This is a genomic window from Halomonas piscis (genome assembly GCF_031886125.1).
In the GTDB taxonomy this organism is placed as follows: domain Bacteria; phylum Pseudomonadota; class Gammaproteobacteria; order Pseudomonadales; family Halomonadaceae; genus Vreelandella; species Vreelandella piscis.
Window position 1 is genome coordinate 3,132,768 of sequence record NZ_CP119391.1, and the last position, 22,024, is coordinate 3,154,791.

A 22,024-nucleotide genomic window follows, 5' to 3' on the forward strand; every position below is an offset into this window, starting at 1 on the left:
TGCAGCGGCCAGGTATCAGCCGGAATCGCGCCCGCCGGGCAGACCTTCCCGGTGGGCAAACCAGCCTTCCAGAATCAGCACGGCGGCAATGCCGTCGACGCTGTCGTGACGATAGTCGCCCTTGTGACCGGCGTCCCGGGCAATCCGCTTGGCCTCCCGGGTGGAGCCGCGCTCGTCCACCATCCGGCACGGCTTGCCGTAGCGCCCGTGAAGGCGATTGCCGAACTTGCGCGCCCGCACGCTCATCTCGGATTCGCTGCCGTCCATGTGCAGCGGCAGGCCCACCACCAGCAGGTCGGGCTGCCACTCATCGAGCAGCCGGGATACCTGATGCCAGTCGGGAATGCCGTCCCGGGCGGCAAGCGGCTCCAGTTCGCGTGCGCTTTGCAGCATCTCATGGCCGACCGCCACGCCGATCCGCCGGGCGCCAAAATCAAACGCCAGCACCAGCCGCCGGCCTTCAGCGGCCATCAGGCGTGCCCGGCATCGGGGGTCATGAGGTTAAGATCAACGCCGAGGATGCCGGCGGCGGCCCCCAGGCGTTCGGCCGGCGGCGTTTCAAACAGTACGCTGGGCTCCCCTTCGACGATCAGCCAGGCGTTGTCCTTGATCTCGTCTTCCAGCTGGCCCACGTCCCAGCCGGAACAGCCCAGGCAGACGATGAAGCGCTCGGGGCCTTCGTTGTTGGCCAGCGCCTGCAGCATGTCCATGGAAGTCGTCAGCGCCAGCTCGTCGGTTACCTGAACGCTCGAGTCCCAGTCGTCGCTTTTGCCGTGGTGCAGGATGAAGCCGCGATCCTTGTGCATGGGGCCGCCGTAGTATACCGGCGCGCTGCGGTGCAGGCTCTGACCGCCGCCCAGCTCCAGCTGCTCGAAAAGCGCGTCGAGGGTAATGTCCAGCGGCCGGTTGGCGATGACTCCCATGCTGCCGTTGTCGTCGTGGTCGCAGAGATATACCAGACTGCCGGCGAAGTGGGACTCGTCCATATGCGGCATGGCCAACAGGAAATGATTCTTCAGGCTTTGCATGGGTCTCCTAGTGCCGCCGGGCGCGCCGGCGGCTAATCGTTTGTCGATGGCCGGGCGATAGGCTCAGCGCAGCGCGTCCAGACGCCTGGCGACTGCGTCCAGCAGCTGGTCGGCGATGCGGGTGCCGCGCTGATCGTCGATTTCGCGCACGCAGGTGGGGCTGGTGACGTTGATTTCGGTGATGTAGTCGCCGATGACGTCGAGGCCGACAAACAGCAGCCCCAGCTTTTTAATCGTGGGTTTGACTTGTTCGACCAGCCAGCGGTCGCGGTCGGTCAGCTCACGGCTTTCACCGCGCCCGCCGGCGGCCAGGTTGCCCCGGGTTTCCCCTGCCAGGGGCAGGCGCGCCAGGCCATAGGGCACCGGCTCGCCGTCGACCAGCAGAATGCGCGTGTCGCCGTCCCTGATCGCGGGCAGGTAGCGCTGGGCCATGACCTGGCGCGTGCCGTCCAGGGTCAGCTGCTCGATCACCGAGCCCAGGTTACGGCCGTCCGGGGCGATATGAAAAATCCCGCTGCCGCCCATGCCGTCGAGCGGCTTGAAGATGACGTCTCCGTGCTCGGCGTGGAAGGCCCGCAGGACGTTGTCCCGGGCGGAAACCAGCGTCGGCGCGCAGCACTGGGGAAACTGCTGGGCAAACAACTTCTCGTTGCAGGTCAAAACCGCCTGGGTGGGATTGACCACCACCACGCCCTCGCGCTCGGCAAAGCCCAGCAGATGTACCGCGTGGGTGAAATCGGCGTCGACCGGCGGATCCTTGCGCATGAAAATGACGTCGAGCTCGGCCAGCGGCCGGGAGTCGGCTTCGCCCAGGTCAAACCAGTGGTCGGGGTCGCGATACACCGTCAGCGGACGCATCCGCGCATAGGCCTGCCCGGCGTTGAGAAACAGGTCTTCCTGCTCCATGTAGTGAAGCTGATAACCACGGTCCTGAGCGGCCCACAGAATGGCCATGGTGGTATCTTTCTTGTAGGCAACGTCGATGATGGGATCCATCACCACACCCAGATGCAGGTTTGACTGGCTCATCGCAACCACCGTTCGGAATGGAGCGCGCCGGGTCCGGCGCGCCCGGGGAAAAATAACAGGCCTGCAGTATGCCTGACGCCGCGCGCGGCACCAAGCCAGCCCGGATCAGTCCAGCGCGCCGGGGACCAGGCGTACGGCGTGGGGTTCAAGGGTGATCAGCTGGCGCTTGTACAGCCGGCCAATGGCCTGCTTGTAGGCGCTTTTGCTCACGCCCAGCCGCGCCTTGATGTCCGCAGCGGCGCTTTTATCGCCCAGCGGCAGGTAGCCGCCGCTTTCGCGCAGCGCCTTTAGCACCCTGTCGCCGACCACGTCCAGCCGCGCGCTGCCCGGCGGCAGCAGGGAAATATCCACCCGGCCGTCGTCCCGGCGCTGCTTGACGAAGCCGGGCAGCGTCTGCCCCCGGCGCAGGGGCTGGCTGATGTCGTCGGCGTAGATCAGCCCCCAGTAGCGGTGGTTGACCACCACCTTCATGCCCAGGTCGGTGCGCTCGGCGACCACCAGGGTCACCGCCTCGCCGCTCTGAAGCGCCCAGGCGTCGTCGCTCAGAAAGTGCTCGAGGCGCATGGACGCCACCGGCCGCCCCTGGTCATCCTCATACAGCATGACCAGCACGCGCTTGCCCGGATCAGGGCGGAACAGCTGCTCGCTAAACGGCAGCAGCACGTCCTTGGGCTGCCCCCAGCGCAAAAACGCACCCACCTGAGTGACCGCCGTTACCGGCAGATAGGCCACCTCGCCAATGCGGGCGGCGGTATCCCCGGCGCGACAAGAGGGGCCAGGAGTCTCGTTGGTCATGGCAAAAACGTCCTTCTCAAAGGTCGCCGAAGCAGTACTGCAACAGCGCAAGCGCCGCCACGGGCGCGGTTTCGGTACGCAGAATGCGCGGCCCCAGCGTCAGCGGCGCAAACCGCGCCGCCTCTGCCGCCGCGACATCCTCGGCCGAAAGCCCGCCCTCGGGGCCGATCAGCAGCGCCGCCGTCGCGGGGGCTTCAGCCGCCGCAAGCGCGCTGCCCGTCGCCGGGTGCAGCATCAGCCGCAGCGGCTCGTCGCGCGCTTCAAGCCAGTCGCCCAGCCGCTGGGGCGGGTGTACCGGCGGCAGCGTCGCCCGCCCGCACTGCTCGCAGGCGCTGGCGGCCACGGCCTGCCAGTGGGCCAGTTTTTTGGCCTCGCGTTCGCCCTTCAGGCGGACATCGCCCCGGGGGGTGTAAAGCGGGGTAATCGCCGCGACGCCAAGCTCGACGGCTTTCTGGATAGCGTAATCCATGCGGTCGCCCTTGGAGATCGCCTGGCCCAGATGCACGGCCAGCGGCGACTCGAAGCGCCCCGGCCACACGGCCTCCACGCGCACCCGAGTCTGCTTGCGCGCGGCCTCAACCAGCCGCGCGCCGGCTTCCGCGCCCTCACCGTCGAACAGCACCAGCGGCGCGCCCGGGCCCAGGCGCAGCACCCGGGTCAGGTGGCGCGCCGAGCCCTCGGGCAGCGTCAGCTCTGCCCCCGACTCAAGCCTTGCCGGCACGTAAAGGCGCGGCATCCGGCCGTGGGCGGCGTACCAGTCGGCGGCCTGCACGGCTTACTCGGCGCTTTGTGCCTGGGCCTCGCGCTGCTTGCGCTGGGCGTACATGGCGTCAAAGTTGACCGGCGCAAGCATCAGCGGCGGGAAACCACCGCGGTTGACCAGGCTGTCCACGCACTCCCGGGCATAGGGGAACAAAAGGTTGGGGCAAAAGGCGCCCAGGGTCTGATCCAGCTGCTCGCCTTCAATGCCGGCAATGCGGAAAAGCCCGGCCTGCTCGACTTCGGCCAAAAAGGAGGTGGTGCCGGTTTCGCTGTCGTTGACCTGGGCGGTCACCTTGATCGTGACCTCGTACTGGTCCTCGGCCGTCTGCGCGCTGGTGGTGTTCAGATCCAGGTTGACCTTGGGCTTGAACGGCTGCTTGAACACCTCGGGCGAGTTGGGCGCTTCGAAGGAAATATCCTTGACGTAAATACGCTGCAGCGAAAACGTCAGCTTCTGCTTGTTCTCGTCCGCCGCGCCGGCCTGCTGGGGGTTGCTGTCTTCTTCCGCCATGTGAAACTCCTGAAAGGGTCGATCTACGAAGGTTGTGCGGCGCCTGCTTCTGCGTCGCAGTCAATGTCGTGCCGGCCATGCCGGCGCGCTTATTTTTTCACCACCGGAAGGCCGTCGGCCTGCCACTGTCCCATGCCGCCCTTGAGCTTCAACGCCCGCTCGAAACCGGCCTTGGCAAGTTTGGCCTGGGCAACGCCCGAGCTCTGGCCGTGCTTGCAGACAATGATTACCGGCTTGCTCTTGGCCTTGTCCAGCTCGTTCATGCGGTCATCCAGCTTGCTCTGAGGGATATGCCGGGCCCCGGCGATGTGGCCGGCCTTGAACTCCTTGTCCTCGCGAATGTCCAGCACCACGGCATCTTCGCGGTTGATCAGCTGCGTGGCCTCGCTGGAGGTCACGCCGTTGCCGGCAGCGCGACGCGTTTCGTAAAAAATCCAGGCCAGCAACACCAGCAAAAAGGCCCCCACCAGCAGCAGGTGGTTTTGGGAGAACTCCAGTAGCCGTTCGATTATCTCCGACATCGCGCGCTCAATCTCTAGGTCAATAGTGGGTCAACGAACCGTAAAAAAACATATCGCCGGCAGCGGCCTTGCCGCCGACAAGCGCCCCAGTATACACACCCCGACGCGACACGAGCAGGCCCCGCCATGACGACAGCGGTACCCCTGCGTTATGATGCGGGCAGCTTGCATCCGCCGCGACGTTGAGCCACGCCTGCGCTCGGCCTAATGACGAGAGGTTTTCATGGACACGACCCCCACGCCGCGCCCGGTGGCGCTGATCATCCTCGACGGCTACGGCCACAACCCGGACAGCCGGCATAACGCCATTGCCGGGGCACACACGCCGAACATGGATCGTTTGTGGAACGACCGCCCCCGGGCTTTCGTCCATACCGACGGCCACCACGTCGGGCTTCCCGACGGCCAGATGGGCAACTCCGAAGTCGGCCACATGAACCTCGGCGCCGGGCGCATCGTGTTTCAGGATTTTACCCGGATTACCCAGGCCGTGGAAAACGGCGACCTGGACCTCAACACGGCGCTGACCACCCCCATCGACGACGCCGTCGAGAACGGCCGTGCCGTTCACCTCATGGGGCTTTTGTCCCCCGGCGGCGTGCACAGCCACGAAGACCACATCATCGCCCTTGCCGAGCTTGCCGCTCGCCGCGGCGCCCGGCGCATTTATCTTCACGCCTTTCTCGACGGCCGCGACATGCCGCCCCAAAGCGCCATGGCGTCGCTCGAGCGGGCCAACGCCCGGCTTTCCGAGCTGGTCGGCCCCGACAACGGCTTTATCGCCTCCGTCATCGGACGCTTTTACGCGCTTGACCGCGACAACCGCTGGGAGCGGGTGGCCCAGGCCTATGAGCTGCTGACCGAGGGCAAGGCCGACTTTACCGCCATCGGCGCCGAAACCGCCCTGCGCGAGGCCTACGCCCGGGGCGAAACCGACGAGTTCGTCTCCGCTACCAGCATGCGGGTCCACGGCGCCCCGGTGGTGATCGAGGACGGCGACGCGGCGATCTTTGCCAACTTCCGCGCCGACCGCGCCCGGGAGCTGGCGCGGGCCTTTGCCGAGCCCGATTTCGACGGCTTTGCGCGCACCTCGCGCCCGATACTCGCCGGCGAAGGCCTGGTGATGATGACCGAGTACGCCGACGACATCCCCGCTCCCATCGCCTTCCCCCCGGAGCACCTGGCCGACACCCTGGGCGAGGTGGTCTCCCGGCGCGGCCTCAAACAGCTGCGCATCGCCGAGACGGAAAAATACCCCCACGTGACGTTCTTCTTCTCCGGCGGCCGCGAGGAGGCGTTCGACGGCGAAACCCGCATTCTTCAGCCTTCGCCCCAGGACGTACGCACCTACGACGAAAAGCCGGAAATGAGCGCCCATGAAGTGACCGACAACCTGGTCAGCGCCATCGACGACGACAGCTACGACCTGATCGTCTGCAACTACGCCAACGGCGACATGGTGGGCCACACCGGCGACTACCAGGCCGCCGTCCAGGCCATCGAAACCGTCGACCACTGCGTCGGCCGCGTGGTCGAGGCCATCGAGCGCGCCGGCGGCGCCTGCCTGGTCACCGCCGACCACGGCAACGCCGAGCAGATGGTGCATCCGGTCACCGGCGCCCCCCAGACCGCCCACACCACCTTTCCCGTGCCGCTGGTCTACGTGGGCAAGCGTCAGGGCGAGCTGGAAGACGGCCGGCTGTGCGACCTGGCCCCGACCCTGCTTACCCTGATGAACCAGGAGATTCCTCAGGCGATGACCGGCAAGCCGCTGATCCGGCTGCGCTGAGTGCCCTTTCGGCCAGCTCGAGGGCGCCTTGCCGTTGGCGCGCTGGCGCTGCTGTTCGCCGTTTCCCTGCCGGCTCACGGGCGCTCCGACGAAAACGCCGCCCTGGAAAAGCTCGACGCCCTGGGCGAGGAAATCCAGGCAGCGTCAGAGCGCCTGGAGGCGACCGGCGAAGCGCGAAGCGAGGCCGAAGACAGGCTGCGCCAGGTGGAAAAGGCGCTGGCCGACATTCATGCCCGGCTGGATGACGTCCAGGCCAGGCGCCGCCGGCTCAGCGAAGAAAACCGGGCGCTGAAAAAGCGCCGCGCCCGCCTGGAAGCGACCCGCCAGGCGCAGGTAGAGGCGCTGGGCGAGCAGCTGGCCGCGCTGTACCGCCTGGGCGAGGCGCCGCAGCTGAAGCTGCTGCTCAACCAGGGCGATCCGGCCCGGGTTGACCGCATGCAGGCCTACCTCAACCGCCTGACCCAAGCGAGAAAACAGCGCCTTGCCGACATCGCCCGGCTGGACGAAGCGCTGAGCGAAAACGCCGCCGAGCTTGACCAGCGCCAAAAGCGCCTGGAGGCGGCCAACGAAGAGCTGAAGAAAGAAAGCGCGACGCTTGCCAAGCGCACCGCCAAACGCCGCGAGATTCTGGCCGACATCGGCCGGCGCGAGGAAAGCCAGAGCCACCACCTGGCCAGGCTTGAGGGCGACCGCGAAGAGGCCGAAGCGCGCCTGCGCGAGATCCGCGAGCAGATGGCCCGGCTGTCGACCCCCACGCCTAGCACCCGCATGGCCGAGACTCGGGGCGACCTGCCCTGGCCCGTTCAGGGCACGCTGCGCACCGGCTTCAAGCGCCGGGACGGCGTGCACCACAACGGCATCATCATCGGCGCGAAAGCCGGCAAGCCGGTCACGGCCGTCCATGCCGGCCGGGTGGTCTTCGCCGACTGGATGCGCGGCTTTGGCAACCTGCTGATCATCGACCACGGCGACCACATCATGACGCTTTACGCCCATCTCCAGCGCTTTGAGCAGCAAACCGGCGCCCGGGTGGAAAGCGGCCAGACCATCGGCCGAGTGGGCAATACCGGCGGCCAGCCCCGAGCCGCGCTATACTTTGAAGTCCGCCGCAACGGCAAGCCCATCGACCCCGGACGTTGGATTGCACGTCGCTGAGGGGATAAGCTTGCGCCACTGACGTTTTTCCCGGCGGACCCCGCCGCCTTTCGCCCTGCGGAGCCACCATGACGCCATTTGCCTTCCCGCTACTGCCCACTTTCCGGCGCTTTCTGGCCGCTTTACTGCCTGCCGCCATGCTGGCCCTGCCGCCGTCGGCCGCGGCCGCGCCGGAGGCAGACCCCGGGAGCGACGGGCTGCCGCTGGAAGACATCCAGACCTTTGCCGAAGTGTTCGAGCACATCAAGCGCGCCTACGTCAAGGACGTCGACGATCGCACCCTGCTGCGCAACGCCATGCGCGGCATGCTCAACGAGCTCGACCCGCACTCCGCCTACCTCGACGAAGAGCAGTATAAAAGCCTGCGCGAAACCACCGAAGGCGAATTTGGCGGCATCGGCATCGAGGTCGGCATGGAAAACGATCGGGTCACGGTGATCACGCCCATCGACGACACCCCCGCCTCCCGGGCGGGGATTGAATCCCGGGACGTGATCATGCGCATCGACGGCACCTCGACCGACGGCCTGTCCCTGCACGAGGCGGTCAATCTGATGCGCGGCGAGCCGGATACCGAAATCGAGATTACCGTGCTGCGCGAGGGCGAGGACAGCCCGCGCCGGCTCACCCTGACCCGGGAAAACATCCGCACCGAAAGCGTCAAGCACGAGCTGCTGGCGCCGGGCTACGGCTATCTGCGCATCAGCCAGTTCCAGACGCGTACCGCCGAACAGGCGCTTGACGCCATCGACGACATGCAGCGGCAAAGCGACGGCCGCTCTCTGGACGGCCTGGTGCTGGACCTGCGCAACAACCCCGGCGGCGTGCTGCAAAGCGCAGTCGACATCGCCGATTTGTTTCTCGACCACGGCCGGGTGGTGTACACCGAAGGCCGCCTGGACAACAGCGAGATGTCGTTTTCTGCCACCCCGACCGCCCCCGCCGGCGACGTGCCGCTGGTGGTACTGATCAACGGCGGCAGCGCCTCGGCCGCGGAAATCGTTGCCGGCGCTCTTCAGGATCAGCGCCGCGGCGTGATCATGGGCACCGAAAGCTTCGGCAAGGGCTCGGTACAGCAGGTCATGCCCCTGGGCGAGAATGAAGGCCTCAAGCTCACCACTGCGCTTTACTACACCCCCGACGGCCGTTCGATCCAGGCCCAGGGCATCGAGCCCGACGTCAAGGTGGTGCGCGGGCGGCTGGAAATCGCCGACAGCCCTTTCGAGCTGCGCGAAGCCGACCTCGAAGGCCACCTGAACGCCCCGAACGGCACCGGCGACGCCGACGCCGCCAGCTCCTCGCGCCTGCGCGACGACTATCAGCTCGGCGAGGCGCTCAACCTGCTCAAGGCGCTCAACGTCGTCGACCGCCGGGGGCGCTAGCGGCAGCTCGCGGGCAGGCGACCGCGCTCGCCGGTAGCCTGGCGCATGATCGCGCGCTTGAGCGGCACCAGCCGGTCGAGGCCGCTCATGCCGAGGTTGCGCGCCAGCAGCGCACCGGGGTGGCGGGTGCCAAACAGAGTCTTGAAGCCCTTCATCAGCTTAAGCATCGCGGCGTTATCCGCCCGGCGGCGGCGCTCGAAGCGCGCCAGCAGGCTAGCGTCCCCCCAGGGCGCGCCGCGCTTGAAGGCGGCGACCACCTCCTCGGCGAGCACGGCGGCGTCCATCAGTCCCAGGTTGACCCCCTGCCCCGCCAGCGGGTGAATGCTGTGCGCGGCGTCGCCCACCAGGGCAAAGTTGGGCGCCGTATAGCGCCGGGCATGGCGCTGCACCAGCGGCAATCGATACGCCCTGTCGCAGACCTCGACCGCGCCCAGGCGGTGCTCAAGCGCCGCCCCCAGCGTCTCGCCCAGCGCGTCGGGCGTCATGGCCTCAAGCTCCCGAGCCCGCTCGGGGGCCACCGACCAGACAATCGAGCAGTAGCGCTCGTCGCCCCCTAACGTCAGCGGCAGAAACGCCAGCGGCTGACCATTCACGAACGCCTGCCGCGCGGTCGCCCCGTGGGGGCGCTCGCAGCGCACGGTGGTGACCACCGCGTGCTGGTGCATGTCGTCTTCGGCGACGTCGATCTCCGCCATGTCGCGCAGCGCCGAGCGCGCGCCGTCGGCGGCAATCACCAGCGGCGCGCCAAGCGTGTCCCCGTCGTCAAGTTTTAGCCAGCGCCCGGTCGCGGAGGTCTGCAGCGCATCAACGCGCCTGCCGTAAAACGTCGTCACGCCGAGGTGGTCGAGCACCCGGGCGTTCAGCGCCGCCGTGGTCAGGCTGTTTTCGACAATGTAGCCAAGCGCGGCTACGCCGGCCTCGTCGGCGCTGAAGGCAATTTCCCCGCTACCGTCGGCGTCCCAGACGCGCATATGGCGATAGGGCGTCACCCGCCTCTCCTTCATCGCCGGCCAGGCCCCCAGATGCTCCAGCAGCCGCACGGAGACCGGCGACAGCGCGCTGACCCGGGGTGCCGGCGCCTCGCCGAGCGCCTCCAGAGTCAGCGGCCGGGGCTGCGCTTCGACCAGCCCGACGCGCATGCCGGCGTCCGCCAGCAGCGCGCAAAGCGCCGTCCCCACCATACCGTTGCCCACGATCAAAGCGTCGAAGGTCGTGGCCGGCGAGCCGTTGGCCGTCGTGGTTTGCGTTGTCGTCACTTGCGTTGCCTCGTCATCAGGGCGCCCGTTTCCGGGCGCAAAGGGAAATTCAGCGCTCCAGCCCCATGGCCCGGCGGGCCAGGTCGCGGCGCAGCGGCCCGGCCAGGTTGAGCCCGGCAAGGCCCGCGGCCCGTACCTGGGGCAAAAGCGGGAAGCGCGCGCCGAACAGGCGAATCAGCCCGTCGCTGAAACGCACCACGCCGCGCCGGTCTCGGGCGCGTTTGCGGTCAAAGGCGCCCAGGGTCGCCATGTCGCCGATGGCAGTCCCGGCTGCCAGGCTGTCGGCCAGGGTTTCCACCAGGTCCACCACCCCGCGCAGCGCCAGGTTGAAGCCCTGGCCGGCTACCGGGTGCAGCGCGTGGGCGGCGTTGCCCAGTACCGCCAGCCCCGGGCGCACGGTCTCTTCCGCCGTCACCAGGCTCAGCGGATAGGCATAGCGCTGGCCCACCCGGGTAAAGCGCCCGGCGCGGTCGCCGAACGCCCGCTGCAGCGCGGCGAGAAAGTCGCCGTCGGCGAGCGCCATGCGCGCCTTTTCCTCACCGGCCGGGTGCGTCCATACCAGCTCCATGGCGTTACCCGGCAGCGGCAGCAGCGCCATCGGCCCCTCGGCGGTAAACCGCTCGTAGGCGATTCCGCGGTGGGGCTCGCTGATCGCCACGTTGGCAATCAGCGCCGTCTGATCATAGTCGGCCGCGCGGCTGGGTATACCCAGCTGCTCCTTCAGCCCCGAGCGCCCGCCGTCGGCCAGCACCGTCAGCCCGGCGGTGAGCGTGCTGCCGTCGGACAGCGCCAGCCGGTGGCCCGCGGGCGTCGGCGCTATGCGCTCCACCCTCGCCGGGCAGTGCCAGTCAAGCGTCAGCCCGGCAAGCTTGCGGTGCAGCACCTGCCCCATCCAGGCGTTGGGGATGACATGGCCCAGCGCCTGGACGTTGACGTCGTCGGCATCGAGCCGCGTCACCCCCAGCCGCCCGCGCTCGCTGATGTGGATATGGCGGATCGGCTCGGCCTCCCGGCGCATGGCCTGCCACACCCCCAGGCGACGAAAGCGCTCCGCCGAGCCCTCGGCAATGGCGCTGGCCCGGGCGTCGAAGCTGGGCTGCCACTCGGCTGGCTGCGGCGCCGCCGGCAGCGGCGCGGCTTCGATGATCGCCACCCGAAGGCCGTGGCGCTCGATCAGCGGGGCCAGCGCACAGCCCAGGCTGGCTCCTACCAGGCCGCCGCCCACAATGACGATATCGTGGGTGAGCGGTTGCGCGGGTGTCTCCATGGAAGCCTCCTGAACGGCTGGTTTCTCTCTTGCCTGCCAACTATCGCTTGCCTGCTATCGCCTGCCAACTATTGCCTGCCAAGGCGCACAACGGAAAGAAAGACCATCCGTAACGTAAATTACGTAACCAATTTTTTGCTGATGCCGGTCCGGTTACTTGTTGGCCATCAGCGCCTCAATATCAGCCATTTGCTTGGGCACGCCGGCGGTGAGCACTTCGTGGCCCTCGGCGGTGACGGCGACGTCGTCCTCGATGCGGATGCCCATCCCCCGGTAGGCCTCGGGAATATCCGCCTCGTCGGGAATATAAAGGCCGGGTTCCACGGTGAGCACCATGCCGGCGGCAAGCGGCACCGGCGTGCCGTCGGCCCGGCGGTAGTCGCCGACGTCGTGCACGTCGAGCCCCAGCCAGTGCGAGGTCGAATGCAGGTAGAAGCGCCGGTAGGCCGCGTCGGCGACACGTTCCTCGACGCTGCCTTCAAGCAGCCCCAGCTCGATGAGCCCCGCGGTCAGGTCGCGCACCACGCCCCGGTGAATGTCGATCACCGTGGCACCGGGGCGAATCGCCGCCACGGCGTTTTCCTGGGCGGTGAGCACGGCCTGGTACAGCCGGCGCTGGGCGGCGCTGAAGGTGCCGTTAACGGGGAAGGTGCGGGTAATATCGCCGGCGTAGAGGTCAAACTCGGCGCCGGCGTCGATCAGCACCAGGTCGCCGTCGCTGAGCGGGGCGCTGTTTTCCACGTAGTGCAGCACGCAGGCGTTGGCGCCGCCGCCGACAATGGTGCTGTAGGCCGGGGCGTTGCCGCCCTGCCAGACGAACTCGTGCTCCAGCTCGGCCTGGAGCTGATACTCGAAAAGCCCCGGGCGGCCGGCGCGCATGGCTCGGCAGTGGGCCCTGGCAGATATCTCGGCGGCGTGGCGCATCAGCTCAAGCTCTTCCGCCGCCTTGAGCTGGCGCATGGCGTGAAGGCGCGGGCTGACGTCGTGAAAGCCGCGCACCGGCGCGGCGCCTCGGCGACGATTGACGGCCGCCTCGGCGTAGACCTGCTCCGCCAGCGCCCTGGCCTCGGAATCCTCAAAAGGCAGGTAAAGCTGCTCGCGGCCGGCCAGCAGCGCGCTGAGCTGGCCTTCGCGCTCGTCGTTTTCAAACGCTTCGTCCACGCCGTGCTCGGCGACCATGCCGGACGCTCCCAGGCGCCGCCCCGTCCAGGCCTCGAGCGTGGGATCGCGATCCTGGCAGAACACCACCGTTTCGCCGGCCTCGCGTCCGGGCAGCAGCAGCAGCAGCGCGTCGGGCTCGACAATGCCGGTCAGGTAGTAGAAGTCGCTGTTCTGACGAAAGGCAAACTCGCTGTCCCGGGAGCGAGTGACAAGGCCCGCACCGGGCACCAGCACGGCAGCGCCGGCGGGCAGCTCGGCCATCAGCGCGGCGCGGCGCGCGGCGTAGGCATCGGGGGAAATCGCCGCCGGACGCGGCAGGGACTCGGGTAGCATAAAGGCTCCTGGTGAGTGAAAGGGGAGATGTCCGAGCGCAAGACGCTAGTGCAGCGTCGCGTCGCTCTGTTCGACCTGGGGCTGGCCGGGGTGCTGCTCGGTATACAGCATCATGGCGGCCATTCGCGCGTGCTCGGTGAGCGCGAACAGGTCGTTTTCGTTTTCCGGGCTGTCGTCGATGTCGGTTTCCATCTGCGCCAGCGCCGGCAAATCGTCGAGCGCCTCGCGCAGAGCGGAGGACCACTGCCGGCGCAAATCATCGTCGACGACTTCCTCCAGCACTTCGCAAAAGCCCAGCGTCCACTCCTGCAAGCCCCGGGCCTGCTCGGCCAGAGAAAACAGCTCGTCGGGCAGCAGCGGCTCGTAGTTCATCTCGCTGGCGCCCAGGGCCTCGAGGGTCTGCCGGCGCCAGCCCAGAAGCCGCTCGGCGCTGGCCGAGTCCCGGGGCTGCTCGACCCCCAGACTCGAGCACACTTCGTCCAGCCAGGCCTCGGCGCTGACGTCCTTGAGCGCCAGCAGCGCGCATAGCCGGCCGTCGAGAAAAGCCGGCGACTGCATGCTTCCATGCAGCAGATACACGTCGGCAATAGCGGAAAAATCCTGGCGTTCGTCGATCAGGGACATAAAGGGCAATCCGTTGAAACAGTCATTGACACAGAGTAAGACAAAGGCGATACGGCAAGCGCGTTGGTCGGGGGCGCGTTGACCCCGGCGCGCAGGCTCTCTTATAGTTGAGCAGTTTATAGCGTCCGATACCGGCCTCGCGCCGGCCCCGGACCAAGCCTCGCTTTACCTGCCCACAGGGGCATGTTAACGCATAGATCCCTTGATGGCCTGCGCTGGAGCAACGGATGAGTGACGCCAAGCGTCCAACCACAGAAATCACCCTGCTGGGGCGGTATTACACCATCGCCTGCGACCCGGGGACTGAAGACAAGCTGGAACGCGCCGCGCGCTATCTGGATCGCGCCATGCACGGCATCCAGTCGCAAAGCGCTGCCCTGAGCAACGATCGGGTCACGGTCATGGCCGCGCTCAACATCACCCACGAGCTACTGGAAACCCTGGACGAGCAGCGCGACCGCGAGGCCGAGCTCACTCGCCTGAGCGAGCGTCTGGACGAGGCGCTGAAGAAAGATCGGGATTGACCCCCGGCCCTCTCCTGACAAGACGCCAAAGATAATCGACCTGCCCGCTCTTTGGCCTGAGCGCGGGCCTCTGGTAGGATAGAGATGTTCTCTGGGGTGTGCGCCAGTCGTTGTAGTCCCTCGAGCCTATGCGTAATACCCAGGGAGGCCAAACGCTAGCCGAGCCCGTGTGCATGTCCGCGCGACGGAAAGCCTGACGGCTCGGCTGCGGCCACCCACCTGAACCCCAGGGTTCAGGGCCAAAACGACAGCGGCACTCTGGAGAACCCTTGCCAATCCTCATCAGGGCCATGACGCATCGTGCCACACCCTGACGCTCCCGAATCGTTGCCCTTACCGGCAAAAAACACCCTGCGCCGCGAGCTGAGACGCCGCCGCCGCGCCCTTACTGCCCGCGAACAGCGCGCTGCCTCAACTGCCCTCTGCCGCCGGCTGAAAACGCTGCCCGAGCTGCTTCGCGCCCGCCGCGTTAGCCTTTATCTGCCCGCGGGCGGCGAAATCGACCCGCTACCCCTGCTTCCCTGGCTGTATCGACGCGGGGTCAGCGTCTATCTGCCGGTGCTGCGCCCGCTTTCCGCCAACTCGCTGTGGTTCGTGGCCTACCGTCCGGGTACGCCCATGGTGAAAAACCGCTTCGGCATTCGCGAGCCCGCCGTCGCCTTCGGCGCCCGCCGCGCCAATCGCTTGCCGGCCTGGGCGCTGGACACCCTGATCGTCCCGCTGGTGGGCTTCGACGAACACGCCAACCGCATGGGCATGGGCGGCGGCTTTTATGACCGCACCCTGGCCTTCATGCGCCGCCGGGGGCCGAAACCGACGCTGATCGGCGTGGCCCACGCCTGCCAGCAGGCCAGCGAGCTTCCCGTGGAGCCCTGGGACATCCCGTTGACCACCATCGCCACCGACACCGCCGTGGTGCGCCCGCGCAAGCGCCAAGCCGCTGACTGAAGCCAGCTCCCACCAGGACGGATATGGCGATGAAGCGGCATTCAGGGTGGGAACTCAATTTATTGAGCGAAAGCAGGCCGCAGGACCTGCCGGAGGATGGCGGCCTTGCCACGCGCCTAACAAAACGGGCTGCGCCATGACGGCGCAGCCCGCTTATGGATCAGGGCCCCGGGCGGCTGTGATCAGCCGCCGGCCAGCGCCTGGGCATACCCCGTAATGAGAACGCCCAGAGCAAAGACGAGGGTGAGGGCCGTGATCATGTCCGGCTTTTTACGACGCATACCGCTTCTCCCAAAAGACACGCGCCCGGGACTCCGCCCGGGCGATAACAGCGCCGGGATCTGAAAACGCCGCATCAGCGTTTTTAGTGACGCTTTTCATTCTCGACCCGGGGACTATAAGGCGCGACGCCGGCGCTTGACAACAGAACAGGCGGCCATCCCCTCTATTTTCCGACAAAAGGCGCAGAGCCGCTCACGCCATGAACAGCCGATAGGCCGGATTATCGCTTTCCTCCCAGTAGCGGTAGCCAATGGCATCCAGGTGCTCTTCCACGTGGTCGCTGTCGCCGTTGGGCACCTGGATACCCACCAGCACCCGACCGTAGGCGGCGCCGTGGTTGCGGTAATGGAACAGGGAAATGTTCCAGTCGTGGGGCAGCCGGGTCAAAAAGTTCATCAGGGCCCCCGGGCGCTCGGGGAATTCGAAGCGGTACAGCGCCTCGGCCACGTTGGCGCTCGGCCGCCCGCCGCTCAGATGGCGAATATGCACCTTGGCCAGCTCGTTGTCGGTCAGGTCTTCCACCTGGTAGCCGGCATCGCGCAGCTTGTCGATCACCGCCTGGCGGTCGTCGCCGCCGGGCTTCACCTGCACGCCGACAAAGATGTGGGCGTTGCTGTCGTCGGCGTAGCGGTAGCTGAACTCGGTCACCATGCGCTTGCCCAGGGTGCGGCAGAATTTCTTGAAGCTGCCGGGCTTTTCGGCAATGGTCACCGCCAGAATGGCCTCGCGCTGCTCGCCCAGAGAGGTGCGCTCGGCGATGTGCTGGAGGCGGTCAAAATTGGTGTTGGCCCCGGAGTTGATGCACATCAGCGTCTCGCCCTCGGCGCCGGTCTGCTGAACGTATTTTTTCAGCCCGGCCAGCGACAGCGCCCCGGAGGTTTCGGACACCGCCCGGGTATCCTCGAAGATGTCCTTCACCGCCGCGCACATTTCATCCGCGGTGACGGTAATCACCTCGTCCACCAGCCCCTGCATCAGCTTGAACGGCACCTCGCCGGTGCGCGCCACGGCCACGCCCTCGGCAAACACGCCGACTTCGTCCAGGGTCACCCGCTCGCCGGCGGCAAGCGCCGCCTTGAGGCTGGCGCTGTCTTCGGACTCCACGCCGATCACCTTGATATCCGGGCGCAGATACTTGACGTAGGCCGCCACGCCGGCAATCAGCCCGCCGCCGCCCACGGGCACGAAGATGGCGTTCAGCGGCCCGCTGTGCTGGCGCAGCATTTCCACCGCCACGGTGCCCTGACCGGCGATGACGTCGATGTCGTCGAAGGGGGGAATGTAGGCGTAGCCGTGCTCTTCCACCAGCGTCTGGGCATGTTCTGCCGCCTCGCTGAAGGCGTCGCCCCTGAGCACCACCCTGGCGCCCCGGGCACGCACCGCCGCCACCTTGATTTCCGGGGTGATCCGCGGCATCACGATGGTCGCTTTCACGCCCATTTGCGTCGCCGCCATGGCCAGCCCCTGGGCATGGTTGCCCGCCGAGGCGGCGATCACGCCCTTGGCCTTCTGCTCGTCGCTCAGCTGCGCCATCTTGTTGTAGGCGCCGCGAATCTTGAAGGAATAGACCGGCTGCAGGTCTTCGCGCTTGATCAGAATGGTGTTGTTGAAGCGGCGTGACAGAAAAGGGGCGGGGGAAATCGGGGTCTCACAGGCGGCATCGTAAACGCGGGCCTGGAGGATCTTCTTCACGGTAGCTTCAAGCATTCTGGTATCTCACGGGAAAGGGCCGCACGCCGGCGGATAAAAAATCACAGCTCGCTTTGCGCAACAAAATATGGGCAACCCGATATTGTTAGCAGATCGGCCCCCGGCGCGTCCAGAAATTGATAGCAGCGTGCAGGGCTATCGCAGCTGAGCGCATTGACGAATGGAGGCTCACTAAATAGTCGTCATTCCAGCCTGTTTGCTTTCGCTCTCACCGGCCTGGCAACTAACCCCATACCTCAATCAAAGACATCCCCGTCATCGGCCAGCTCAAACTTGCCATCGTAGGCTTGGGCCATCTCGTCGACCAGGGTATTTTCCGACGCACCCAGGAAGAGGGGGTGGATCATCACCAGTAACTCGGGATCAATTTGCCTGGCGATATCGGCAAGCTGTCCGGTAGTGGTATGGGCTTCTTTCATGTAACCCTGCCACTTTTGTGGCAACCCTTCCAGACCGGTCTGAGACATGACTTCATGAAGCAGAATATCAGCGCCCTGCGCGTGCTCGATCAGGTTGGGAGTCGGGCGGGTATCACCAGAGATAACAATGGTTTTATCCGGTGCTTCAATGCGATAGCCGAAAGCCTCACCCGCCTCCCAGGTTCCGTGGTTCACGTTAAAGGCCGTGACGGTAACGTAACGATCCTGATAAACAACGCCAGGCTCCGAACCAAACTCCTCGACGATTCCGGTATAGGGAGCCTCCTGACCAATCGGTAGGCTATCCAAGCGGTGCTGAATATCGGGCTGATAGGCTTCGACAACGCCATCGACAACGGTTTGGGTGCCTTCTGGCCCCCAGACGCTAACTGGCTGGTTACGCTCAAGCACCCACCCACGCAGTAGTAGCTCGGGGATGCCGAGAATATGATCGGAATCCAGATGGGTCAGAAAAAGCTTATCAAGAAAGGTTGGATACATGAACGTTGGATAGGAGGGCGATACGGGAAAGATTCCACGCTTATCTTCATCCTGGAACTCAGCCAGTGTCTCCATGAAGCCGGCACCAGCATCAAAAAGGTAGACTTCATCATGGTTGACGATAACCGCAGTGGCAGTTCCGGCGCGGCCCTGGATGATATTAGGCGTGCCAGTGCCAAGGGTAACCACCTGCGTTGGGCTGACCAGATCTTCGACCGCGACACGTGCCTCTGATGTCGCAGTCGAAGCCGGCTTGCTTGCTGAGGCTGCACTGCTCATTGACAGTACAACTGCCATGATGGTGCCCGTGATGGGGAAGAGGAAACGTGTCGTGCGGTTGATAGTATATGACATGATAGCCTCCTTTCATTACCTGGATTCAAACAATAAGCGCAGCACCTGCGGTAACCAGGGCACCCGAGTATCCGTCCAGAAACACTTGCACCGGTGCCTGATAGCCAAGCCGTTTTCGTGGACGGTCATTCAGCTTCCTGATTATCCTGCGTCGCTCAATATTCAGTGCCCCGACGGAAAATCGGTTTTCTTGAGAGGATATTGTCGTTTCACGCCACGGGTATTCTCGTTGCCCCCCCCCCCACTGTCACGCTAGTTGGAGTTTCAGCGGCTGTTAGGGGGCGTTAACAATTAGGCCAGCCATATGGCGGCTGACACGAGGCAGAGGAGTGACTGGTAGTTTCTTGCCAGTCGCTCATAGCGTGTAGATAACCGCCGGAACTTCTTGATTTTCTGAAAGAACCTCTCCACCAGATTGCGATCTTGGTAACAGTGCCAGTCTACTTCAATGCGCGCCAAACGATTCTTTTTCGGAGGAATCACCGGCTCGGCACCTGCGGCCTGAATCATGTCCCGCAGAGCAGTGGAGTCATACCCCTTGTCGCCCAGCACTGCTTGCGGGGAAAAACCTTCCAGTAGAGCGGGAGCAGCACCATACTCCGACGCCTGGCCCGGTGTGAGAACCAATCGTACTGGGTTACCTAACGCATCGACTGCGGCATGAATTTTGGTGCTCAATCCGCCTCGAGATTTGCCCATGGCTTCGACGTCTTGCGTGTTTTTTTTGACGCTCCATGCTGGTGCACCCTGACGATGCTACCGTCGATCATCAGCTGCTCTAGATCGGGATCGTCGGCTACTGTGTCAAAAATACGCTGCCAAACGCCCTTTCGTGACCAACGGTTATACCGCATGTAGACGGTGTGCCAGCGCCCAAAAGATTCGGGAAGATCACGCCACGGGGCGCCGGTCCGAGCGATCCAGAGCACGGCTTCCACGAACAGGCGATTGTCCTTGGCAGTTACCCCACAGTCTGAGGCTTTGCCGGGGAGCAGGTGCTCGATTCGCTCCCACTGATCATCGCGTAACTTCAACCGACTCATGGCCCACCAAAATCTATGAATACTAAATCAGTTTAAACGAAACTAATGATTGTTAACACACCCTAGACTCTGAACCATATGGGGCGTGATGAGGTTCCGATGAAGTACTCCGACGAGCGCCGGGAAGCCATCCTCAAGAAGCTGCTCCCACCGCACAACCGCACGGTGGCAGAAGTGGCCCAGGAAGAAGGCATCTCCGCTGCGACACTGTACAACTGGCGCAAGAAGGCTCGACAAGCAGGCCGTTTGCTACCTGACCAGAGCGATGATCCCGAAGGCTGGAGCTCGCAGGACAAGTTCCACGCCGTTCTGGAGACGGCGGCCCTCAGCGAGGCTGAGCGTGCCGAATACTGCCGGCAGCGTGGCCTCTATCCCGAGCAGGTCCAGCGCTGGCGTGCGAGCTGTGAAGGCGCTAACGACCGAAGCGATGCCGCCACCAAGCAGCAGAGTGAGGCACGCAAGGCGGAGCGCCAGGAGAACAAGGCACTCAAGCGCGAGCTCCGCCGCAAGGAGGCCGCGCTGGCGGAAACCGCTGCACTACTGACATTGCGAAAAAAGGCACGAGCGATCTGGGGGGACGAGGACGAATGATCAGCACTTCAGATCGCCAGGACGCCATACAGCTGATCGATGAGGCCCTCGCCGAAGGAGCCCGCCTGCAAGCCGCGTGTGCAGAGCTCGGCATCGGTACCAACACGTATCGCCGCTGGGTGCGGGGTGATCAGGATCGCCGGCCTAAAGCGGTGAGGCCTGTCCCGCGCCATGCCCTATCGCCGGAGGAACGTCAGCAGGTGCTGGAGATTTGCCATCGTCCTGAGTTCGCCAGCCTGCCGCCCGGACAGATCGTGCCGCGGCTGCTGGACGAAGAAGGCCGCTACGTGGCGTCAGAGTCCAGCTACTACCGCATCCTCCGGGAGCATGGTGAGCAGCACCACCGTGGCCGCGCTCGCGCTCCACGTCCCAAGGGCGACCCACAGCGACACCGGGTGACACGCCCCAATGCTTGCTGGAGCTGGGACGTGACCTACTTACCGACCCAGGTGCGTGGGCAGTTCTACTACCTGTACATGATCATCGACATCTACAGCCGCAAAATCGTCGATGCCGAGGTCTTCGACCAGGAATCCATGGCCAACAGCAGCGAGGTAATCCAGCGTGCCGTACTGCGGGAAGGCTGCATCAACCAGCCACTGGTATTGCACGCCGATAATGGCTCCGCCATGAAAGGCTCGACGCTTCAGGCGACGCTGCAGCGGTTAAACATCACCCCATCGTACAGCCGCCCTCGGGTCTCCAATGACTGTCAGTCTTTATACGTCGGATTCATAATCGATCCGGAAGACCTGGTCTTGGTGGCTTGACTCTTGCAATGATTGGCCGTTGCATGCCTTGGCGTTGATCTGTCAGCTCCGGACCGGGCACCTGATCCAGTATGGCGAAGCTGTGACTTAATAGGAGCCTGAAGGCATATACTCTCATGACAGTCCTGTCCACTTGGCCGATTCTGGAGACCATAACTCGACATACTCAGAGGCTGACATGACGGCTTTACAGTTACCTGATATCGCACCTTCCGGCCATATCGTCGTTGGGGTGGATACGCATAAGCATATCCATGTTGCTGCCGTTGTAGATACAACCGCTGGCCTACGATCAACGCTTTCAGTTACGGCGGACCGTGACGGCTTTGAAAAGCTGCTGGCCTGGGCACGCTCTTTTGGTCGAATCCTGGCCTTTGGTGTGGAAGGCACCGGTTCCTACGGCGCCGCTCTGACTTCCTTCATTCGCCGGCATGACACGTTGGTCATCGAGGTGAGTCGCCCCAATCGCCGTCTCAGGCGGCTGAATGGAAAATCCGATACCCTAGACGCCGAGAATGCCGCCCGTGCTGTTCTGTCCAGAACGGCAACCGCTATACCCAAGGTGACCGATGGCACTGCTGAAATGGTTCGGCAGCTGAAGGTGGCTTATGATACGGCCGTCAAAGCCCGTACAGCGGCCATGGTGACCCTGAAGGCCATGCTGGTTCATGCACCAGACGATGTCCGGGCTAGCGCTGAAGCGAAAACGCCATTGGCGCTTGCACACAAATTTTCCAGGCTACGTCCCAGCTTGTTGGAGAATACGACAGATAGCATTAAACATACGCTTCGTTCCCTGTCTCGGCGCTGGATTTCTCTGGATGAGGAAGCCGGTGCATTGAATAAAATGATCTATGACCTTGTCCAAGAAGCCGTACCGCAGCTGGTCGAGTCGTATGGCATCAGCACTCACACGGCAGCAGAAATACTGATTGTTGTGGGAGATAATCCTGAAAGGATCAAATCCGAGGCGGCATTGGCAAAGCTGGCCGGCATTAGCCCTATTCCCGCCTCATCAGGCATGACATCAGGCCGATATAGAATCAACAGGGGTGGACACAGACAGCTCAATGCTGCCATCTATCGCGCGGCGATTGTGCGAATGCGAGGCCACGAGCCAACTAAGGTGTACGTTGCGCGAAGGACCGCAGAAGGCAAGACGAAACGTGACATTGTCAGGTGCCTCAAGCGTTACATCATTCGTGAGGTTTATCGTCTCCTACGGTATGGCCCCAAAGTAGCTGAATACGCGACTTGACAGATATAGGA

At 64.7% G+C, this 22,024-nt stretch carries 22 protein-coding genes, 1 other RNA gene and 1 pseudogene; 9 read left to right on the top strand and 15 right to left on the bottom strand.

Going from position 1 to position 22,024, the window contains the following annotated elements; genetic code table 11:
* Positions 1-15 precede the first annotated feature (15 nt).
* The 7 genes from ruvX to P1P91_RS14730 form a co-directional block, all read right to left on the bottom strand.
* On the bottom strand, positions 16-471 hold the full coding sequence (ruvX, locus tag P1P91_RS14700; protein WP_311883574.1) for a Holliday junction resolvase RuvX: 456 nt from the start codon (positions 469-471) through the stop codon (positions 16-18).
* Entirely contained in the window at positions 471-1,028 is a 558-nt protein-coding gene (locus P1P91_RS14705) for a YqgE/AlgH family protein (RefSeq protein ID WP_311883576.1), read from the bottom strand. Before P1P91_RS14705 ends, ruvX begins: the two co-directional genes overlap by 1 nt.
* A 63-nt stretch (positions 1,029-1,091) precedes the next feature.
* Positions 1,092-2,057, bottom strand: a complete 966-nt coding sequence (gshB, locus tag P1P91_RS14710) for a glutathione synthase (RefSeq protein ID WP_311883577.1) — start codon at positions 2,055-2,057, stop codon at positions 1,092-1,094.
* A gap of 105 nt (positions 2,058-2,162) precedes the next feature.
* On the bottom strand, positions 2,163-2,852 hold the full coding sequence (locus P1P91_RS14715; RefSeq protein WP_311883579.1) for a CvfB family protein: 690 nt from the start codon (positions 2,850-2,852) through the stop codon (positions 2,163-2,165).
* A 16-nt stretch (positions 2,853-2,868) separates the two neighbouring features.
* Positions 2,869-3,588, bottom strand: coding sequence for a 16S rRNA (uracil(1498)-N(3))-methyltransferase (locus P1P91_RS14720; RefSeq protein ID WP_311885813.1), 720 nt, complete (start codon positions 3,586-3,588; stop codon positions 2,869-2,871).
* Between the two features lie 39 nt (positions 3,589-3,627).
* On the bottom strand, positions 3,628-4,125 hold the full coding sequence (secB, locus tag P1P91_RS14725) for a protein-export chaperone SecB (RefSeq protein WP_311883580.1): 498 nt from the start codon (positions 4,123-4,125) through the stop codon (positions 3,628-3,630).
* Positions 4,126-4,214: 89 nt separating this feature from the next.
* Complete coding sequence (locus P1P91_RS14730; protein WP_311885814.1) at positions 4,215-4,637, bottom strand: rhodanese-like domain-containing protein; 423 nt, start codon at positions 4,635-4,637, stop codon at positions 4,215-4,217.
* A gap of 232 nt (positions 4,638-4,869) precedes the next feature.
* On the opposite strand from P1P91_RS14730, the gene gpmI reads away from it, so the two are divergent.
* From gpmI to P1P91_RS14745, 3 genes are all read left to right on the top strand, one after another.
* Entirely contained in the window at positions 4,870-6,435 is a 1,566-nt protein-coding gene (gene gpmI, locus P1P91_RS14735; RefSeq protein ID WP_311883582.1) for a 2,3-bisphosphoglycerate-independent phosphoglycerate mutase, read from the top strand.
* Positions 6,436-7,590, top strand: a complete 1,155-nt coding sequence (locus P1P91_RS14740) for a murein hydrolase activator EnvC family protein (RefSeq protein ID WP_311883584.1) — start codon at positions 6,436-6,438, stop codon at positions 7,588-7,590.
* 68 nt (positions 7,591-7,658) lie between these two features.
* Complete coding sequence (locus P1P91_RS14745) at positions 7,659-8,972, top strand: S41 family peptidase (RefSeq protein ID WP_311883586.1); 1,314 nt, start codon at positions 7,659-7,661, stop codon at positions 8,970-8,972.
* On the opposite strand, the gene P1P91_RS14750 is transcribed toward P1P91_RS14745, so the two are convergent.
* The 4 genes from P1P91_RS14750 to P1P91_RS14765 all read right to left on the bottom strand — a co-directional run bounded on the left by P1P91_RS14750 (position 8,969) and on the right by P1P91_RS14765 (position 13,613).
* Complete coding sequence (locus P1P91_RS14750; protein ID WP_311885815.1) at positions 8,969-10,153, bottom strand: UbiH/UbiF/VisC/COQ6 family ubiquinone biosynthesis hydroxylase; 1,185 nt, start codon at positions 10,151-10,153, stop codon at positions 8,969-8,971. The two genes, P1P91_RS14745 and P1P91_RS14750, sit on opposite strands and share 4 nt — an antisense overlap.
* A 124-nt stretch (positions 10,154-10,277) precedes the next feature.
* A complete protein-coding gene (gene ubiH, locus P1P91_RS14755; RefSeq protein ID WP_311883587.1) occupies positions 10,278-11,495 on the bottom strand; it encodes a 2-octaprenyl-6-methoxyphenyl hydroxylase in 1,218 nt (405 codons plus the stop codon).
* A 153-nt stretch (positions 11,496-11,648) separates the two neighbouring features.
* Positions 11,649-12,989 carry a Xaa-Pro aminopeptidase gene (gene pepP, locus P1P91_RS14760; protein ID WP_311883589.1) on the bottom strand — a complete coding sequence of 447 codons (1,341 nt, stop codon included), beginning with the start codon at positions 12,987-12,989 and terminating at the stop codon, positions 11,649-11,651.
* A 45-nt stretch (positions 12,990-13,034) separates the two neighbouring features.
* Positions 13,035-13,613 carry a UPF0149 family protein gene (locus tag P1P91_RS14765; protein ID WP_311883591.1) on the bottom strand — a complete coding sequence of 193 codons (579 nt, stop codon included), beginning with the start codon at positions 13,611-13,613 and terminating at the stop codon, positions 13,035-13,037.
* A gap of 227 nt (positions 13,614-13,840) precedes the next feature.
* Between P1P91_RS14765 and P1P91_RS14770 the strand changes: the two genes are divergently transcribed.
* The 3 genes from P1P91_RS14770 to P1P91_RS14780 all read left to right on the top strand — a co-directional run bounded on the left by P1P91_RS14770 (position 13,841) and on the right by P1P91_RS14780 (position 15,085).
* Positions 13,841-14,137 carry a cell division protein ZapA gene (locus tag P1P91_RS14770; protein WP_311883592.1) on the top strand — a complete coding sequence of 99 codons (297 nt, stop codon included), beginning with the start codon at positions 13,841-13,843 and terminating at the stop codon, positions 14,135-14,137.
* 85 nt (positions 14,138-14,222) lie between these two features.
* Positions 14,223-14,406, top strand: a non-coding RNA gene (gene ssrS, locus P1P91_RS14775) — 6S RNA.
* Positions 14,407-14,437: 31 nt separating this feature from the next.
* On the top strand, positions 14,438-15,085 hold the full coding sequence (locus tag P1P91_RS14780; protein ID WP_311883593.1) for a 5-formyltetrahydrofolate cyclo-ligase: 648 nt from the start codon (positions 14,438-14,440) through the stop codon (positions 15,083-15,085).
* Positions 15,086-15,559: 474 nt separating this feature from the next.
* Here P1P91_RS14780 and ilvA read toward each other — a convergent pair whose 3' ends face one another.
* From ilvA to P1P91_RS14795, 4 genes and pseudogenes are all read right to left on the bottom strand, one after another.
* Complete coding sequence (gene ilvA, locus P1P91_RS14785; RefSeq protein ID WP_311883594.1) at positions 15,560-17,074, bottom strand: threonine ammonia-lyase, biosynthetic; 1,515 nt, start codon at positions 17,072-17,074, stop codon at positions 15,560-15,562.
* Between the two features lie 239 nt (positions 17,075-17,313).
* Positions 17,314-18,351 carry an MBL fold metallo-hydrolase gene (locus P1P91_RS14790; protein WP_311883595.1) on the bottom strand — a complete coding sequence of 346 codons (1,038 nt, stop codon included), beginning with the start codon at positions 18,349-18,351 and terminating at the stop codon, positions 17,314-17,316.
* A 25-nt stretch (positions 18,352-18,376) separates the two neighbouring features.
* Positions 18,377-18,588: pseudogene (locus tag P1P91_RS15210) on the bottom strand (IS30 family transposase); the annotation flags it as partial.
* A 54-nt stretch (positions 18,589-18,642) separates the two neighbouring features.
* A protein-coding gene (locus P1P91_RS14795; protein ID WP_407650536.1) for an IS5 family transposase occupies positions 18,643-19,394 on the bottom strand; the annotation gives its coding sequence in 2 pieces (ribosomal slippage) (positions 18,643-19,079 and positions 19,079-19,394; 753 coding nt in all).
* 99 nt (positions 19,395-19,493) lie between these two features.
* Here P1P91_RS14795 and P1P91_RS14800 point away from each other — a divergent pair.
* The 3 genes from P1P91_RS14800 (at position 19,494) to P1P91_RS14810 (ending at position 22,013) form a co-directional block, all read left to right on the top strand.
* A complete protein-coding gene (locus P1P91_RS14800) occupies positions 19,494-19,985 on the top strand; it encodes a transposase (protein WP_311881896.1) in 492 nt (163 codons plus the stop codon).
* A complete protein-coding gene (locus P1P91_RS14805; protein ID WP_311883596.1) occupies positions 19,982-20,755 on the top strand; it encodes a DDE-type integrase/transposase/recombinase in 774 nt (257 codons plus the stop codon). The genes P1P91_RS14800 and P1P91_RS14805 overlap by 4 nt, the downstream gene beginning before the upstream one ends.
* 178 nt (positions 20,756-20,933) lie before the next feature.
* Positions 20,934-22,013, top strand: a complete 1,080-nt coding sequence (locus P1P91_RS14810) for an IS110 family RNA-guided transposase (protein ID WP_311881886.1) — start codon at positions 20,934-20,936, stop codon at positions 22,011-22,013.
* Positions 22,014-22,024 lie beyond the last annotated feature (11 nt).

What these genes read in the sequence shown, in the direction of transcription:
- ruvX (WP_311883574.1), bottom strand. Translation starts at nt 471, where the DNA reads ATGGCCGCTGAAGGCCGGCGGCTGGTGCTGGCGTTTGATTTTGGCGCC.
- P1P91_RS14705 (WP_311883576.1), bottom strand. Translation starts at nt 1,028, where the DNA reads ATGCAAAGCCTGAAGAATCATTTCCTGTTGGCCATGCCGCATATGGAC.
- gshB (WP_311883577.1), bottom strand. Translation starts at nt 2,057, where the DNA reads ATGAGCCAGTCAAACCTGCATCTGGGTGTGGTGATGGATCCCATCATC.
- P1P91_RS14715 (WP_311883579.1), bottom strand. Translation starts at nt 2,852, where the DNA reads ATGACCAACGAGACTCCTGGCCCCTCTTGTCGCGCCGGGGATACCGCC.
- P1P91_RS14720 (WP_311885813.1), bottom strand. Translation starts at nt 3,588, where the DNA reads ATGCCGCGCCTTTACGTGCCGGCAAGGCTTGAGTCGGGGGCAGAGCTG.
- secB (WP_311883580.1), bottom strand. Translation starts at nt 4,125, where the DNA reads ATGGCGGAAGAAGACAGCAACCCCCAGCAGGCCGGCGCGGCGGACGAG.
- gpmI (WP_311883582.1), top strand. Translation starts at nt 4,870, where the DNA reads ATGGACACGACCCCCACGCCGCGCCCGGTGGCGCTGATCATCCTCGAC.
- P1P91_RS14745 (WP_311883586.1), top strand. Translation starts at nt 7,659, where the DNA reads ATGACGCCATTTGCCTTCCCGCTACTGCCCACTTTCCGGCGCTTTCTG.
- P1P91_RS14750 (WP_311885815.1), bottom strand. Translation starts at nt 10,153, where the DNA reads ATGGTGGGGACGGCGCTTTGCGCGCTGCTGGCGGACGCCGGCATGCGC.
- ubiH (WP_311883587.1), bottom strand. Translation starts at nt 11,495, where the DNA reads ATGGAGACACCCGCGCAACCGCTCACCCACGATATCGTCATTGTGGGC.
- pepP (WP_311883589.1), bottom strand. Translation starts at nt 12,989, where the DNA reads ATGCTACCCGAGTCCCTGCCGCGTCCGGCGGCGATTTCCCCCGATGCC.
- P1P91_RS14765 (WP_311883591.1), bottom strand. Translation starts at nt 13,613, where the DNA reads ATGTCCCTGATCGACGAACGCCAGGATTTTTCCGCTATTGCCGACGTG.
- P1P91_RS14770 (WP_311883592.1), top strand. Translation starts at nt 13,841, where the DNA reads ATGAGTGACGCCAAGCGTCCAACCACAGAAATCACCCTGCTGGGGCGG.
- ilvA (WP_311883594.1), bottom strand. Translation starts at nt 17,074, where the DNA reads ATGCTTGAAGCTACCGTGAAGAAGATCCTCCAGGCCCGCGTTTACGAT.
- P1P91_RS14790 (WP_311883595.1), bottom strand. Translation starts at nt 18,351, where the DNA reads ATGTCATATACTATCAACCGCACGACACGTTTCCTCTTCCCCATCACG.
- P1P91_RS14800 (WP_311881896.1), top strand. Translation starts at nt 19,494, where the DNA reads ATGAAGTACTCCGACGAGCGCCGGGAAGCCATCCTCAAGAAGCTGCTC.
- P1P91_RS14805 (WP_311883596.1), top strand. Translation starts at nt 19,982, where the DNA reads ATGATCAGCACTTCAGATCGCCAGGACGCCATACAGCTGATCGATGAG.
- P1P91_RS14810 (WP_311881886.1), top strand. Translation starts at nt 20,934, where the DNA reads ATGACGGCTTTACAGTTACCTGATATCGCACCTTCCGGCCATATCGTC.